Consider the following 16,387-nt stretch of genomic DNA (forward strand, 5'->3'; position numbering starts at 1 on the left):
TGGTCCGCGCGCGGGATCGGGGAGCGCAAAAAAACCGCCAGGGAACGAGCCCTGACGGTCCCCCTTATGCTTGAAGAGGCTTGCGGAACGATTCCGTCAGCAGGTCGGTCCGTTCGACCGCCGCCACCGATTTGCCTTGCGACCTGCGGTCTTCGATCGGAGCGTCCTCGGACGAGAATTCGCGTACCGCCCCGCCTGCCGTTACCGCGGCGAGCGCCGCGGCTTCTTTGACGTGGAACGCCGCAATAAGCTTCGCGCCGTTCGGACGGACGCGCTTGCCTTCCTTGAATTCGAACGTCTGGATTCCCTTGCCTCCCCGGCCCTGCTGCGGATAATCGATCAGCAGCGAACGCTTGGCATAGCCCAGATCGGTCAGCACGAGAACCTCGCCCTCGTCGCCCGCCACCGGGAAGCCGCCCGCTACCGCGTCGCCTTCCTTCAGCGCAATGCCCCTCACGCCGCCGGCCACCCGGCCCTGCAAGCTGACGTCGCTCTCTTCGAAGCGAATGCTCATTCCCGCTTCCGTTACCAGCATGATCTCCGGCGTTCCGTCGCTTCGGTACACGGACAGCACCTCGTCGCCGTCCGCCACCTTGCACGCCGCGATAGCCGTGCTGCGGCTCGTCGCGTATTCCGCCAGCAGCGTCCGCTTCACCTGGCCGCGCCGCGTGACGAACACGAGCGCATCCGCGGCACCGTTGCCCGCCGACGCCCCGCCGTCCGCTTCCGCGATGGCGTTCCAATCCCCGGCCGTCACCGGAACGACGGAGACGATTCGGTCGTCTTTGGACAGCGGCAGCACGTTGACGATCGCCGTCCCCGTATCCTTCCACTTGAACTCGGGAATCTGGTGGACCGGCAGCAGGAAATATTGCCCCTTCTGCGTAAACAGCAGCAGCGAATCGAGCGTGTTCGGCTGCAGGCTCCAGCGGATCGCGTCGCCCTCCTTCACGCCCGAGCTTCCGAGATCGCCGCCGGAGCGGTTGAACGACAAGAGGCTCGTCCGCTTCACATAGCCTTGCCGGCTCAGCGTAACGATAACCTCCTCCGACGGCACGGTGACTTCCAGATTCACCTTCAGCTCTTCCACTTCGCCCTGAATGACGGACCGGCGGTCGATGCCGTATTTGCCCCGAATGTCTCCGAGCTCGTCCTTGATGACCGCCATCAGCTTCTTCGGGTTGTCGAGAATGGCCCGCAGCTGCTGAATCTTCTTCATCGTATCGGCGTGTTCCTTCTCCAGGGAAGAGATCTCCAGATTGGTCAGGCGATACAGCTGCAGCGTCAGGATCGCGTCGGCCTGGCGCTCCGTGAAGCCGAACTTGGCCATCAAGTTGTTTTGCGCGTCCTGACGGTTTTTGGACGCCTTGATCGTCTCGATCACTTCGTCCAGCAGGTTGAGCGCCTTGACGAGCCCTTCCAGCACGTGAGCGCGGTCTTCCGCCTTCTCCAGATCGAACTGTGTCCGATGCGTCACGACTTCCTTCTGGTGCGCCACGTAGGCGGCCAGCATGTCCTTCAGACCGAGCTGGCGCGGCGCCTTGTTGACGATGGCGACCATGTTGAAGCTGTAAGCGACCTGAAGGTCCGTCTTCTTGAGCAAATAAGCGAGGATGCCTTCGGCATCCGCTTCCTTCTTCAGCTCGATGACGATGCGGAGACCGGCGCGGCCGCTCTCGTCCCGCACTTCGGCGATTCCTTCGACCTTCTTCTCCGCGCGGAGCAGATCGATCGCCGCCACCAGCTTCGATTTGACGATCTGATACGGGATTTCCGTCACGACGATCTGCTGCTTGCCGCCGCGCAGGTCTTCGATCGCCGTCTTCGCGCGGATGTAGATGCGGCCTTTCCCCGTCCGGTACGCATCCCGTATGCCTTCCTCGCCCATAATGATGCCGCCGGTCGGGAAATCAGGCCCGCGCAGGATGGCCATCAGCTCTTCCGTCTCCATCTCGGGCTTGTCGATCAGCGCCACGCAGGCGTCGATCACTTCCCTCAGATTATGCGGCGGAATCTCGGTGGCGAAGCCGGACGAGATGCCGCTGACGCCGTTGACCAGCAGGTTCGGGTAACGGGCCGGCAGGACGACCGGCTCCTTCGCCGTGTTGTCGAAGTTGTCCTTGAACAGGACGGTTCTCTTCTCGATGTCGCGCAGCAGCTCCATCGCCATCGGCGACAGCCGCGCTTCCGTGTACCGCATGGCGGCCGGCGGATCGTCGTCCATCGAGCCCCAGTTGCCGTGGCCGTCGACGAGCAGGTGGCCCATTTTCCAAGGCTGCGCCATCCGCACCATGCCGTCGTAGATCGACGCGTCGCCGTGCGGATGGAAGTTGCCCATGACGTCGCCGACCGTCTTCGCCGACTTGCGGTACGGCTTGTCCGGCGTGTTGCCCGAGTCGTACATGGCGTACAGGATGCGCCGCTGAACCGGCTTCAGCCCGTCGCGGACATCGGGAATGGCCCGGTCCTGAATGATGTATTTGGAATAGCGTCCGAAGCGGTCCCCGACGACCTCCTCCAGAAACGCCGGCAAAAACTGTTCAAGCATGCTCAAGCGTCAACGCCCCTTTCTGCATAACGGATGTCCCTGGCTATTCCTCGTATTCGGTAAAATCGACGTTGTCGATAATCCACCGCTTGCGAGGATCGACCTTGTCGCCCATCAGCGTCGACACCCGGCGCTCCGCCTTGGCGGCATCCTCGATCTGCACCTGCAGCAGCGTGCGGGACTCCGGGTTCATCGTCGTCTCCCACAGCTGCTCGGGATTCATCTCGCCGAGCCCTTTGTACCGCTGCAGCTCGGCCCCTTTGCCGATTTCCTTCATATAGTTCTGCAGCTGCTCGTCCGTCCAGGCGTAGCGCACCGTCTCCAGCTTGCCGGACTTGCGGGTGATCTTGTACAGCGGCGGCTGGGCGATGAACACCTTGCCCGCGTCGATCAGCGACTTCATGTATCGATAGAAAAAAGTCAGCAAAAGAACTTGGATATGGGCGCCGTCGGTATCGGCATCCGTCATGATGATAATCTTCGCGTAATTGCTCTCGTCCAGATCGAATTCGGAGCCGATCCCCGCGCCGATCGTCGCGATGATCGCCTTATATTCGTCGTTCTTGAGAATATCGAGAAGCTTCGCTTTCTCCGGGTTCATCGGCTTGCCCTTCAGCGGCAGGATCGCCTGAAACTTGGAGTCGCGCCCCTGCTTGGCCGAACCGCCCGCCGAATCGCCTTCGACGATGAACAGCTCGTTGCGCGAGCTGTCCTTCGACTGCGCCGGCGACAGCTTGCCGCCCAGGCTCGGGCTGTCGCTGCGCTTCTTGCCGCTGCGGATTTCGTCGCGCGCCTTGCGGGCCGCTTCGCGGGCTTTGGACGCCTGCACCGCCTTGCGGATAAGCATCTGCCCGACCTGCGGGTTCTCCTCCAGGAAAACGGCCATCTTCTCGGCCACGATCGCATCCGTCGCGCTGCGCGCCGAGGCGCTTCCGAGCTGGTCCTTCGTCTGGCCGACGAATTCGACGTCCGCCATCTTGATGTTGATGACCGCCATCATGCCTTCGCGCAGATCGGCGCCTTCGAGGTTTTTGTCCTTCTCCTTCACCTGGCCGGTCTTGCGGGCGTATTCGTTCATGACGCGGGTATACGCCGTCTTGAAGCCCGTCTCGTGCGTGCCCCCGCCCCGGGTCGGAATCGAGTTGACGAACGAAGCGATCGTCTCGGTATAGCCGTCGTTATATTGAAGCGCCACTTCGACCTCGATGTCGTCCTTTTCCGCGGAGAAATGGATGACCTCGTGCAGCACCGTTTTGTCCTCGTTCAGGAATTGGACGAATTGCTTCGCCCCGCCTTCGTAATGGAAGGTCTCTTCTTTGCCGCCGGACCGCTGGTCCTTCAGCACCACTTTGAGCCCGGAATTCAGGAATGCGATCTCCTGCAGGCGCTCCGAGAGCGCGTCGTAATTCAGATTCACGTTGCCGTGAAAAACTTTGGGATCCGGCTTGAACGTCACTTTCGTCCCCGTGCGGTTCGTGTTCCCGACCACCTCGAGCCCGGTGACCGGCTCGCCTACGTGTTCCTTCCCGGAAGTGTCGGTCCATGTCTCGAAACGCATCTTATGTATCTTGCCGCCCCCGTAAATCTCGACTTCCAGCCATTCGGACAGCGCGTTCGTCACGGACGCGCCGACCCCGTGAAGGCCGCCCGATTTCTTGTAGCCGCCGCCGCCGAACTTGCCCCCGGCGTGCAGAATCGTAAAGACCACTTGCGGCGTCGGAATGCCGGTCTTGTGCATACCCGTCGGAATGCCGCGCCCGTTGTCCAGCACGGTGACGGAATTGTCGGAGTGGACGGTCACGTTGATCTGCGAGCAAAACTTGGCCAGATGCTCGTCGACCGCGTTGTCCACGATCTCCCAGACGAGATGGTGAAGCCCCGACGAAGTCGTGCTCCCGATATACATGCCGGGCCGTTTGCGCACGGCCGTCAAGCCTTCCAGCACCTGAATGTCGTCGGCGCCGTATTCCGTTCCCGCCTGCGCCGCCGCTTTGGCGAACAGGTCCAATTGTTCGGTCACGAAGGAACCTCCTTGATTCGAACTTACATTCGCTATTCTACTGGATCATGTCCTGCTTCGTAAAGACCGCAAACGCGACGGCCAGCGCCGACGCGCCCCAGGCGACCAGAACGGCGAGGGAAAATCCCAGCGTCATCCCTTCGATCGGAGGGGGCGTTCCCTGCAAATAAACGGTCAGATCGAGGTTGACGTTGAATAAATATTTGGCGCTGTGCCACGAGGAAGCCATGTTCGACAAGATCATCCCGGAGATGACCGCCGCCATCATCGTCGTCAGGCTTGCGGCCGTACTCCGGACAAGCACGGACACCATCAACGCGATATATGCCACGACAAGCGCCGAGAACCAGACCAGCCCCATCTCCATCAGCAGAAATACGCCTTGGGAGATCGCATGCACGTTCGCCGTGTTCATGTCCGCTCCCTTGAGCGAGAAGCCGACGAACACCGGAACGCCCCATCCCTCGTAGCCGAAGGCGATGCCGGAGATCGCGTAGCACATCGCGGTGGCCGTCACGACGATGAGCGAGACGTACAGCGTCAGCGTTGCCGTCTTGGAGAACAAGATGCGCCAGCGTCGGACCGGACGGGTGAGCAGCATCTTGATCGTTCCCGCCGTTCGCTCCGAGGAGACGAGATCCGAGCCGACCGCCAGCACCATCAGGGGAATAAACAGCGTCACCGCGTTTTCCAGAAAAGACGTCGTGAACGTCACCGCGTTGGGCGTATCGGGATTTACGTCATGATCCAAATAATATTGCAGCTGCTGCACGAGCGCCCGGCGCCACTTCTTCCACTCCTCGGGAATCCGGTCGCTGGACAGCGCGTTCGTGTTGTCGGTGATCCGCTGCTGAACCTCCGCCCGCCAGTCCTTGAACTTGGCGGCGTTGTTCTGGGCGACCTTCATCTGCGCGTAAACGAACACGGGGATGAGCACCAGCAGCACGAGCACGATCACGGCGAACCGCTTCTTTTTCCACACCTTGATCGTCTCGTTATGTATGAGCGCCAGCAGATTAGCCAACCGACTCACCTTCCGTCAGCTTCAGAAATAGCTCTTCCAACGAAGGAGCCGCCTTATGCACGGCCCTCACGGCAATGCCTTCGCGCACGAACGTCTCCACCCAGCGGGGCACCGCGTCGTCTTGCATCCGGGTGATGACCGCCCCGGGCATCGAAGCGAGCAGCGCTTCGTCGATCCGATGCTTGCCGTCGCCGACCAGCGCGACGTCCGCGCCTTGCGCCAACAAGCTTCGCCCCGCATCCGGCCGATCGAACTGCCAGATCGTATAAGCGCCCGCCTGCCGAACGAGCTCGTTTACTTCTCCCACCGCGATCACCCGGCCGGCGGCGATGATGGCGACGCGGTCGCACATCAATTGAATCTCGCTCAGCAGATGGCTGGAGATAAGCAAGCTGAGGCCCTCGTCGGCCAGCTCGCGAATAAATGCCCGCAGCTCTTTGATCCCCTTGGGGTCGAGACCGTTCGTCGGCTCGTCCAGAATGAGCAGCTCGGGCGAACCGAGCAGCGCCTGGGCGATGCCGAGACGCTGCCGCATGCCGAGCGAATAGGTTTTCACCTTGTCGTGGATCCGCTTGTCCATCCGGACGATCGCCACCACTTCCGCGATCCGTTCCCGCGTGATTCCCTCCTGCATCCGCGCGAAATGCTCCAGGTTCTCCCAGCCGGTCAAAAACGGGTACATTTCCGGATTTTCCACGATGCAGCCGATATGGCGAAGCGCCCGCTCCGGCCGCCGTTTAACGTCCTCGCCGCAGACGAGCACCCGGCCCGCCGTCGGCCGGATGAGGCCCGTCAGCATGCGGATCGTCGTCGTTTTGCCGGAGCCGTTCGGCCCGAGAAAGCCGAAAATCTCCCCCGCCCGCACGTCGAACGTCACGTCGCGGATGATCGGCTTCCGTCCGATCTTCTTGTGCAAGCTTTGGACCGACAAAACGACATCGCGCCCGGACGGGGGCGACGCTTCTGCTTTGTCCTTCGGTCGGTTCTCCATCGGGACGCTCTCCTTCCGCTATTGAAGTGCCTGGACGATGCGGACGGCGATTCGCTGATAGCCCTTGTCGTTCGGATGAAAATGGTCCGACGACAAGTAAGCCGTTCCGTTGGATTCGAACAGGTCGTAAGTGGGCACTACCGTCATATTCCCGTCAGCCGTGGCGAGCCGGTGCGCATAATCGTTCCATTCCAGCACCGTCTCGCTGATCGAACGCGCCGCCGTCACGTCGTAGAACGGATTGTACAGGCCGACATAGACGATTCGGGCGTACGGGTTGATCTTGCGCAGCTTCGCGAAAATCCGGTCCAGCAGCGGCTCCGCCCCCGGCAGCTTCTCCTTGAGCAGCTCCGGCGAGACGTCTCCGCCAAAGGCGACCGAACCGCCGTTCTGCGCGATCTGGAACAGGTCGTTGCCGCCGATCGTCATCAGCACGAGATCGGCCTGGGCGATCGATTCTTGAAAGCCCTTCTGGTCGAGCCGGTCGACCAATTGCGCCGCCGTCAGCCCGTTGACCGCCAAATTGTTGATCAGCTTGACCGGCTTGCCGAGCGTCTTCTGCAGTGAATTGACCGCCGCCTTTACGTAGCCGTCCCCGGTCTCGTCGCCGGTTCCGCGCGTCAAGGAGTCGCCCAGCGCGGCGACGAGCAGCTGCGGCTTGTCCGCCCAACCGCCGCCGGTCGCTACCGGCGGCGCGGACGGCTGCGACAGCGCAAGCCCTGCGGAAGGATGCCAAGTATCCCGCAGCGCCCAGACGAAGCCGAGCAGCAGCAGGAGCGAACAGGCGACGGTCGACCAGCCGAGCGCCGGCCACAGCGCGGACCGTCTTCTTTCGCGCACGGCTTCCGAATCGGAACCGGAGCGCGGTTCCGTCTGCTTCCTTTTCGACACCCTCCGGCCTCCTTCGGGATTGAAGCCAAAATTTCTTCTATTCACGATAACGCTTCTGACGGCAATTTTCAAATTCGGACGATCGGCTGCGAGAGAGCTGCGTCTGCCGAAGCTTATGCAGCCGATCGCATCGCCCGCAGATCCGCCAATGCTTAGATTTCTATCATTACCCTAATGGGCTGTTGCAGACATCGTCAAAGAAGGCTGTTTAAACGCCTACATCTGCGGGTATGCGAAGAAAAGTGCCGAAGAAGGCTGTTTAACCGACTTCTTCGGCGACAAAAATAATCGCCCCCGCTTCCTTTTGGAAAGCGGGGGCGAAGGGCGTCAGGCAGTTGGTCAAGCCGACAAGAAGCGGTACTGCGCGTCGATCAGGCCGCGATAATAGCCGCCGTCCAGACGCATGAGCTGCTCGTGGTTGCCCTGCTCGACGATGACGCCGTGGTCGAGCACGACGATCAGGTCGGCATGGCGAATCGTCGACAGCCGGTGCGCCACGATGAACGAGGTGCGGTTCTCGAGCAGCGTGCCGAGCGCCTCCTGGATGCGGAGCTCGGTCTCGGTGTCGATGCTGGCCGTCGCTTCGTCCAGGACGAGAATGCGCGGATCGGCGAGCAGCGCCCGCGCGAACGACAGCAGCTGGCGCTGTCCCATCGACAGCGCGCTCCCGCGCTCCTGCACCTCGGTGTCGTAGCCGTCCGGCAGCTGCGAGATGAAGTCGTGCGCGCGGACCGCGCGGGCCGCCGCTTCCACTTCGGCGTCGGAGGCATCGGGACGCGCATAGCGAATGTTGTCCCGGATCGTTCCCGAGAAGATAAACGTGTCCTGCATGACGATGCCGATCTGCGAGCGCAGGCTGTCCAGCGTCACGTCGCGCACGTCGACGCCGTCCAGCAGCACGCGGCCTTCGACCGTGTCGTAGAAACGGCAGAGCAGGTTGACGATCGTGCTTTTGCCGGAGCCGGTGTGGCCGACCAGCGCGACGGTCATTCCCGGCTTGATGTCGAGATCGATGCCTTTGAGCGCCGGACGATCGGGTTCGTAGCCGAACACGACGTTGTCGAAGCGCACATGCCCTTGAATGTTCGGCAGACCGACCGCGTCCGGCTTCTCGGCGACGATCGGCTTCTCGTCCATGTACTCGAAGATCCGTTCGGCGGAGGACATGGAGATGAGCAGCTGGGAGTACATCTGCCCCAGCCGGTTGATCGGCTCCCAGAAGTAGCTGACGTACGTTATGAAGGCGACGAGCAAACCGACGGTCATGCCTTCGAAGCGGATCAGATGCGTGCCGTAGAGCAGCAGTATGAGCGTGCCGACGGCGGACGTCACTTCGATGACCGGGCCGAACACCTGGTTGAGCGCCGAAGCGAAGTTCCACGACCGGATATTGCTGCTGTTCATATCTTCGAAAAAGCCGATGTTCTCTTTTTCCTGCGCGAACGCCTGGGTGACCCGGATCCCCTGAATGCTCTCGTTGAGGTGGGAATTGATCCGCGACTGCTTGATGCGCACCGTCTGCCAGGCGAATCGGATCCGCTTGCGCAGCGCCGAAGAGACGATGAACATGAGCGGAACCGTCACCATTACCGCCAAGCCGAGCTTGAATTGCATGAGCAGCAAGATCACGACGATGCCGATGAGCTGCGCGATGTCGATGACGGAGTTGATGACGCCGTTGGTGAACAAATCCTGCAAGGCGTTGACATCGTTCGTCACCCGTACGAGCACCGAGCCGGCGGGCCGCTTGTCGAAGAACCGGAACGACAATCCTTGAATATGCTTGAACAGCGCCGTTCGCAGGTCGGTGATGACGTTTTGCCCGATGACGTTCGTCTGCTCGATCGTGTATCGCTGCGCCCACCAGCGCAGTCCGTACATGGCCAGCATCGCCGCGGCAATGCCGAGCAGCAGCGGAACGCTGCCCTGCCCGTTCTTCGGATCGATCGCGCGGTCGATCGCGACGCTCATCAGGAACGGAATCGCCAGCTTGGTCATCATGCCGAATACCGTCATGACGATGGCGACGCGGGTCGCCGCCGCGCGATACGGCTTGATATAAGTGAACAGGCGCGTCATGGACGCCCAGTTGAAGCTTTTGAGAATGACTTCGTCGTCCTGGTACTGAAACTTCCGGCTCATCCGCTCACCCGCCTTTCTCCCGCCGGTTCCCATTCGTCCGGCCGGTCCGCGTACTGCGTCCGGTACGTCTCCCGGTAAAGTCCGGGCTGCCGCACCAATTGCTCATGCTTGCCGCGCTGGATCACATGCCCGCGGTCCAGCACGACGATCTCGTCCGCGTGACGCAGCGAGGAGATGCGGTGAGCAATGACGAACGTCGTCCGTCCGGCCATCACCTTGCGTAGCGACTGCTGGATGACATGCTCCGTCTCCATGTCGAGCGCGCTGGTCGAATCGTCCAGAATGAGAATTTTCGGCTTCAGCAGCAGCGCGCGCGCGATGGCGATCCGCTGCTTTTGACCGCCGGACAGCCCCATTCCCCGTTCGCCGACGATCGTCTCGTAGCCGAGCGGCAGCTCCATGATGAAATCGTGCGCCTGCGCCAGCTTCGCCGCCTCCACGATCTCTTCGTCGGTCGCTTCCGAGCGGCCGTACGCGATATTTTCCCGGATCGTCGTCGAGAACAGGAACGATTCCTGGAAGACGATCGCGGCTTGGCGGCGCAAGCTTTCCAGCTCCAGGTGGCGGATATCGACGCCGTCCAGCGTAATCGCCCCTTCGCCGACATCGTAAGCGCGAAGCAGCAGCTGAACGACGGTCGATTTGCCCGACCCCGTTCCGCCGAGCAGGCCGATGACCGATCCCGCCGGCGCGTCGAGATCGAACCCGAGCAAGGCCGACGGCAGCTCTTCGTGGTTCGGATAGCGGAAGCTGACGTCGTGGAATTTCACATGTCCCTGGACGTCGCCGTCGTTCAGGACGAGCGGATGCTCCGGGTTGCGGATCGAGACAGGCTTGTTCAACAGCTCCATCAGCCGTTCGCCCGCCGCTTTGGACTGGGTGTAGTTGTTGATCTGAAAACCGAGCTGCCAGAGCGGCGCGACGATCATCCCGAGCATCCCGTTCAGCGCGACCAGATCGCCGAGGCTGAGCGAGTGGTGAATGACCCGGATGCCTCCGACGAGCAGCAGCAGCGCGACGCTCAGGTTGGCCACGAACTCGATGACGGGAAAATATTTCGCCCAGACATCCGCCAAAGCGAGATAGTTGTCGCGATAATCCGCATTGCCCTTCTCGAATTTCTTCATTTCATGCTTTTCGCTGGCGAACGACTTGACGGTGCGCACGCCCATGATGTTCTCCTGCACGCTGACGGTCAGCCGGCCGACCGAGGCGCGGATCGAACGGAACACCGGGTGTATGTTCAGCTCGAAGCGGATCGCGATGAAGCTGAGAACCGGAATAAGCGCTAACGTCATGAGCATCAGCGGCCAATCGATGGTGCCCATCATGGCAAATCCGAAAATGACGAGAAACGCGGTGTTGAGCAGTTGGGCAAAGCCGAATCCGATGAAGTTGCGGATTCCTTCGATGTCCGCGGTGAGCCGGGACATCAGATCCCCCGTGCGGGCGGAATCGTAGAACGAGAACGGCAGCACCTGCAGCTTCTCGTAGCAGGCGTTGCGCAGCCGGTAGGCGACCCGGTTCCCCAGCCGTCCGCCGCAGAAGCCGTGTACGTACTGGCAGCTCGCCTTGATGATGACGATGCCGACCGCGAGCAGCGCCAGCCCGACCAGCCCTTCATACTTGCCGGGTACGATCATGTCGTCGATCAGCACGCCGATCAGCCTTGGATAGACCAAGCCGAGCGCCGTAGCGGCGGCGAGCCCCAATACCGCCCCCACCAGGAATCCTTTGTCTTGCCAAAAAAACTGTTTCAAACCGCGGAATACGTTCAACTGATGTCAGCCCTCCCGACGTTCGATTACGACGGAAGCATAACAGGAAGCTCTCCCCCCTTCAAACGGCGTGAGGCTGTATATCGGCCCTTCAGCAAGGGAGACCGTGTTCCAGCTCGCCGATTCCCGGATCTATCTCCCAAATCGTCCTGTATTCTCCCCCTTATCCGCAACCGGAGCCTTAAAATTATGAAAATGAAGGCAATCATGTAAAAAGGCTCCCCCACACCGTCGTAACGATGCAGGAAAGCCGAATTCAGGTTCATACGATCGCTGGGAAAGAAAGCGGAATATTTCCTTTTTGCAAATTTGTCCACGCCTGTCGAATTTCCGCGAGCTGCCGCTCTTCTCCCGGCTGGCGCATCGACTCCTCGAGCCCCGCCGCGTACTCCGCCAGCTCCGCCGCCGCCGCGTCCGCGGCCTTGCCGAGTTCGTTCCGGAACGACTTGACCGCTTCGTCTCCCCAACGCTCCCGGACACCGCTCAACCAACCGTCGGCGAACCGCAGCAGCTCCGTCTCCAGTTCGTCGCGCAGTACGGCTTTCCCGTCCTTCTCGAAAAAATATTTCGGATTGCGGAAAGCGCTCCAGAGGCGCTTCGGCTCCATGGCCGGCCCGTCTGCGAACGGTTCGTCCGCGGTCAGCGCAAGCTCCGGCCGAGGAAGCGGCGCAGGCTCGAAGCCTTCGAGAGAGGCGGCTTCCGCTTCTTTCCGGACCCGTTCGGCCACGAGCCGGGCCAGCTGGTTCTCCATCCTCAGGCCGGCTGCGCGCAGCTCCTGGAGCAGATCCTCTCCGACGCTTCGCTTCAGATCCGCCCAGCACGCCTGCAGCAGCTTTTTGAGATCGCGGCCGTCGTCCTGGAGCACCGAAGGGTGGAACGCGTTCATAAAGTGCTCCCCGAACCGGAATTTGACCCGCTGACGCAGATGGAACAGCTGCTCTCCGAGCTCCTGGAGCAGCGGCTGCACGGCCGTCTCGCCGAGCGAGGAACGCAGCCGTTCGCTCAGGCCGGCCGCTTGGTCCAGCAGGCGGCGCTTGCGCGCAAGCCGGGTCGACGCGTCTTCGCTTGCCGCGCCCAGCAGATGGTCCAGCATGCCGCCTAGCCGCTCCAGCTCCTTGCGTGCCGCTTCCGCCGCCAGACCGCCCAGTTCGTCTTCCGCGAACGTTCGGAACGACGCCTCGAAGGCGGCAAGCCCCGACGCGTCCAATCCCTCTTGCGATCCGCTTCGCTTGGCTTCCAGACCGCGCAGGCTGGAGACGGGGTATAGCCGGGGCTTGCGGATGCCGTGCTTCAGGAGCTGGCCCTCCACGTGCGCGACGACGCCCGCCAGCTCCGCCTCCGAGGCAGCCAGATCGGCGGCGTTGATGACGAAAAACATTTTGTCAAGCTCGAACGCGTCCTTGACGCTGCCGAGCTGGTTCAGGAAAGCGCGGTCGGCCTCGGTGAACGCGTGGTTGTAGTAAGTGACGAACAGCACCGCGTCCGCGTCCTTGATATATTGGAACGCGACTCCCGTATGCCTCGCGTTGATCGAATCCGCTCCCGGCGTGTCGACGAGCACCGCTCCGCTGCGCGTGAGCGGCGAGTCGACATGAAGGTCTGCCGAGGCGACGAAGCAGGACGCTTCCTCTTCCGCGACGTAACGGCGGTACTCCGCTTCCTCGGCGCGCAGCTCGCGGCCGAGCAGCTCCCCGTAGCGGGGCCAGCCGGACGCCGCCGCCTGCAGGAACGCCAGGTGCGGACGGCCGCGCGGGTGCAGGTCGTCCGGCGATAAACCGCCGGCCAGCTTCAGCAGCGCGGCCATATCGTCTCCGGCCGACGCGATCGCGTCCGCGGCGAGCCCAAGCCGCTCCAGCGAATGCCGCACGTCTTCCAGCATCGCCTCGGAAGATTTCATGCGAATCAGCGCCGTGCCGTGCGGATAGCCTTCCTCCGGGTTGGGCGCGACCACGCGATTGATCGTCGCCGTCGTCGGGTTCGGCGATACCGGCAGCGCGGGCAATCCGACGAGCGCGTTGGCGAACGAAGATTTGCCGGCGCTGAAGGCGCCGAACAAGGCGATCGTGAACCGGTTCCGGCGCAGGCGCTCCGCCTTCTCCTTCAGGCCCGCCGCCTGCTTGCGCATCGACGGCACCGGCGCGAGCAGCGCCGCGCCTTGCTCCAGCAGGTCCGCGGCCGCGCTCTGCGGGCTGCGCCGCTCCGGCGCCTCGACTTCCGCCTCGGCGGCGGGGGCACCGGCCGCGGCCGAGACTTGCCCGGCAGCTCCGCCGAGAGTGGCAGCATCGGCTCGAGCCTCCACCTCCGTCGAAGCCCCGCTTCCGGCCCCGGTCTCTGCCGGCACCGGCTGCCCCTGCGGCGCCGGCGGAACCGGCAGCGCCGGGTGCGCCTCCGCGCTCTCCGGCCGCGCCGGCAGCAGCGCCAACAGCCTCGCTTCGGCGTCCCGCGCCTGCTCTTCCAGAGCGGCGAGACCGGCCGCCGCCTCCTGGCGCTCGGACAGCTCCGCCAGCTCCTCGCCGAGCTCCGACGCCTCGGCCTGCCTTCTCGGCCCGCGCCGCTCGTCGAACGCGGCGGCCAGCCGCAGCGCTTCCCGGCGCACCGACGCCTTCAGCTCGGCCCCGAACTCCGCCGCGACATGGAGCGTCGCCTGGCCGTCCGCTCCCGTCCCCGGCTTCACCCGGCCGCGCAGCTCCTCGGCCGTCGCGCCCTTGAACGCGGCCGCCAGCTCCGACTCCAACGCTTCGCCTTCAAACCCGGCGTCCGCCGCCTCTTCCCGCAGCATCGTCAGAACGTGCGCGTGGACGTTCGCGTCGAGCTGCCGGTTCAGATCGGCCGCCAGTTCCTCCCAGCGCCGCTTGCGCTCCGCCTCCGTCTTCGCCGCTCCGCCGAACCAGCCGCCCGCCTTGAAGTTCGGCTGCGCGCTCTCCAGCACCTCGCGCACGCGCTCCCGCGTCTCCGCGGGCGTAATTCCCGCGTTCGCGAGCAGCGGCTCCAGCCGCTCCCGGAACGCCTCCAAGCGCTTATCGCCTGCGCTTCGCACCGCCGCGATGCGCTCTTCCAGCTCCGCCCGCTCCGCCGCCAGCTTCGCGGCTTCGTCCGTCCCGCCGGCCCGTTCGGCCAGCCGCTCCCTCTCGGCGGCATGCTTCTGCCGCTCGAATTCGCGGAATTGCTCGGCCAAGTACCGGGCCGACCGCTCGGCGCTCTGCAGCAGCAGCGGCTCCCGCAGCGGCTTCAGGCCTTCAATGACGCCGAGCAGCTCGCGCCATTGCGAGAGCGGATGCCCCGGCTCCCGGAGCGACAGGAACAGCACGCCCGCCGGCTCGATGCGCCAATTCGCCAGCGCCTGGTCCAGGCCCTCGCGGAACTTCGCGAACGTCACTTCCTCCTCGCGGTGCTTGTCGATCATATTGACGAGCAAGTAAGTCGGCTTGCCCCAACGGTGAAGCATTCGGAGGAAGCGGAAGTTGACCTCCGACAGCACATGGTTATAGTCGCTCACGAAAAACACCACGTCCGCCAGATGAAGCGCCGACTCCGTCGCCGCCCGGTGGCCGCCGTCCGTCGAATCGACTCCCGGCGTATCGACGAGCGCCGTCTTCCCTTCCAGCAGCGGCACCGGATAGGTGACGTCGATCGCCGCCACCCCTTCGCCGTCGATCGCCAGCTCGCTCAGACGCTCGACCGGCAAATCCGGCGTGACGGTCGTCGTTCCGTCCTTCGCGCGGAAGACGACTTGGGCCGCCGCTTCCCCGCTGCGCACGGTCACGACGTTGGCCGTCGTCGGAATCGGCGAGGACGGCAGCAGCTCGGCGCCGATCAGCGCGTTGACGAGCGTCGACTTGCCGGCCGAGAAGTGACCGCAGAAAGCGAGCGTCAGCAGCCCTTTTTTCAGTTTCTCCGCGAGCTCTTCATATTTCGCCTGCTGGACTTCGTCTCCGGCCGCTCCTGCGAATTCCGCCATTCGGCGCAGGGCATCCCCATAAGCTTCGATCTCATCGCCCCTCACTTCTGCGGGCGAACTTTGCGTTTCTCTGGCTGTCATTCGTTGGTGCCTCCTTGCGCTTTCCTTCGCGTTCCCTTAGCGGCGGCCGCCTTGGCCGCGTTCGTGGACGGCTGCTGACGCGCCGCCGCCTTCATCCGCTTCTTGCCTTCCGGACAGACGTCCAGCAGCGGGCAAATGTCGCATTGGGGATTTTGAGCCTTGCAGTGATATCTTCCGAAAAAAATAAGCCGATGGTGAGTCAACGTCCACTCGTCTTTCGGAACGAGCTTCATCAGCTTCTTCTCGACCTCGAGCACGCTGTCGTCGGGTTTGGCGATCGCCAGACGCTTCGATACCCGCTCCACGTGCGTATCGACGGCGATCGCCGGGACGCCGAACGCGTTCGAGACGACGACGTTGGCCGTCTTCCGGCCGACGCCGGGCAGCTCCGTCAGCGCTTCGTGCTCTCGCGGCACCTCGCCGCCGTATTTATCGATCAGCATCCGGCACAGCTTCTGGATGTTGGCCGCCTTGTTCCGGAAAAGGCCGATCCGGCGGATGTCGTTCTCGAGCTCTTCCTGCGAGACCGCGAGGTAATCCTCGGGCTTCTTATACTTTTGAAAAAGCGTCGCCGTCACCTTGTTCACCGTCTCGTCCGTGCACTGCGCGGACATGAGCACGGCAATCGTCAGCTCGAACGGATTGCTGTGATTCAGCTCGCAGTGCGCGTCCGGGAACATTTCGGCGATCGTATCCAAGATATGCCGCATTTTTGCCGCGTTCATCCGGTTTATCTCCTTCTCCCATCCCGTCTCCTCTATCAAACATACGTAATTCAGTGTACCGAATCTTCAAGCTTCCGACAACCGGAAGTGGACGCTTGGCTCCGCCCGGATTTGCGGCATCCCCCTCGCACCGGGTCTCTCGTAAGAACAAATCCCCCAAAAGTGAAGCGATGCTCTGAAGTTAATTCCGAATACTTTTGGGGGAGCCCCCGATAAGAACCCCCAAAAG

At 62.8% G+C, this 16,387-nt stretch carries 9 protein-coding genes; all 9 read right to left on the reverse strand.

The window, feature by feature from the left end:
- Nucleotides 1–64: 64 nt before the first annotated feature.
- Nucleotides 65–2,554 carry a DNA gyrase subunit A gene (gyrA, locus tag H7C18_RS30450; RefSeq protein WP_185132888.1) on the reverse strand — a complete coding sequence of 830 codons (2,490 nt, stop codon included), beginning with the start codon at nucleotides 2,552–2,554 and terminating at the stop codon, nucleotides 65–67.
- A 37-nt stretch (nucleotides 2,555–2,591) separates the two neighbouring features.
- Nucleotides 2,592–4,568, reverse strand: a complete 1,977-nt coding sequence (gene parE, locus H7C18_RS30455; RefSeq protein WP_185132889.1) for a DNA topoisomerase IV subunit B — start codon at nucleotides 4,566–4,568, stop codon at nucleotides 2,592–2,594.
- 37 nt (nucleotides 4,569–4,605) lie between these two features.
- Nucleotides 4,606–5,592 (reverse strand): ABC transporter permease, encoded by a 987-nt coding sequence (locus H7C18_RS30460; RefSeq protein ID WP_185132890.1) that lies wholly within the window; start codon nucleotides 5,590–5,592, stop codon nucleotides 4,606–4,608.
- Nucleotides 5,585–6,583: an ABC transporter ATP-binding protein gene (locus H7C18_RS30465; RefSeq protein ID WP_185132891.1), complete on the reverse strand. Its 999-nt coding sequence runs from the start codon at nucleotides 6,581–6,583 to the stop codon at nucleotides 5,585–5,587. Before H7C18_RS30465 ends, H7C18_RS30460 begins: the two co-directional genes overlap by 8 nt.
- 18 nt (nucleotides 6,584–6,601) lie before the next feature.
- The gene (locus H7C18_RS30470; RefSeq protein WP_337913932.1) at nucleotides 6,602–7,474 is read right to left on the reverse strand and encodes a GDSL-type esterase/lipase family protein; all 873 of its coding nucleotides are present in this window, start codon (nucleotides 7,472–7,474) and stop codon (nucleotides 6,602–6,604) included.
- A 339-nt stretch (nucleotides 7,475–7,813) separates the two neighbouring features.
- The gene (locus H7C18_RS30475) at nucleotides 7,814–9,616 is read right to left on the reverse strand and encodes an ABC transporter ATP-binding protein (RefSeq protein WP_185132892.1); all 1,803 of its coding nucleotides are present in this window, start codon (nucleotides 9,614–9,616) and stop codon (nucleotides 7,814–7,816) included.
- Nucleotides 9,613–11,394, reverse strand: coding sequence for an ABC transporter ATP-binding protein (locus tag H7C18_RS30480; protein WP_185132893.1), 1,782 nt, complete (start codon nucleotides 11,392–11,394; stop codon nucleotides 9,613–9,615). Before H7C18_RS30480 ends, H7C18_RS30475 begins: the two co-directional genes overlap by 4 nt.
- 262 nt (nucleotides 11,395–11,656) lie before the next feature.
- The gene (locus H7C18_RS30485) at nucleotides 11,657–15,433 is read right to left on the reverse strand and encodes a dynamin family protein (RefSeq protein ID WP_185132894.1); all 3,777 of its coding nucleotides are present in this window, start codon (nucleotides 15,431–15,433) and stop codon (nucleotides 11,657–11,659) included.
- On the reverse strand, nucleotides 15,430–16,158 hold the full coding sequence (gene nth, locus H7C18_RS30490) for an endonuclease III (protein ID WP_185132895.1): 729 nt from the start codon (nucleotides 16,156–16,158) through the stop codon (nucleotides 15,430–15,432). Before nth ends, H7C18_RS30485 begins: the two co-directional genes overlap by 4 nt.
- Between the last annotated feature and the right edge of the window lie 229 nt (nucleotides 16,159–16,387).

The sequence above is a fragment of the Cohnella zeiphila genome, from assembly GCF_014212055.1.
Classification (GTDB): domain Bacteria; phylum Bacillota; class Bacilli; order Paenibacillales; family Paenibacillaceae; genus Cohnella; species Cohnella zeiphila.

Bases quoted from the DNA above. Each gene is read 5' to 3' on its own strand.
- nth (WP_185132895.1), bottom strand. From the start codon at position 16,158: ATGAACGCGGCAAAAATGCGGCATATCTTGGATACGATCGCCGAAATG.
- H7C18_RS30465 (WP_185132891.1), bottom strand. From the start codon at position 6,583: ATGGAGAACCGACCGAAGGACAAAGCAGAAGCGTCGCCCCCGTCCGGG.
- H7C18_RS30485 (WP_185132894.1), bottom strand. From the start codon at position 15,433: ATGACAGCCAGAGAAACGCAAAGTTCGCCCGCAGAAGTGAGGGGCGAT.
- H7C18_RS30475 (WP_185132892.1), bottom strand. From the start codon at position 9,616: ATGAGCCGGAAGTTTCAGTACCAGGACGACGAAGTCATTCTCAAAAGC.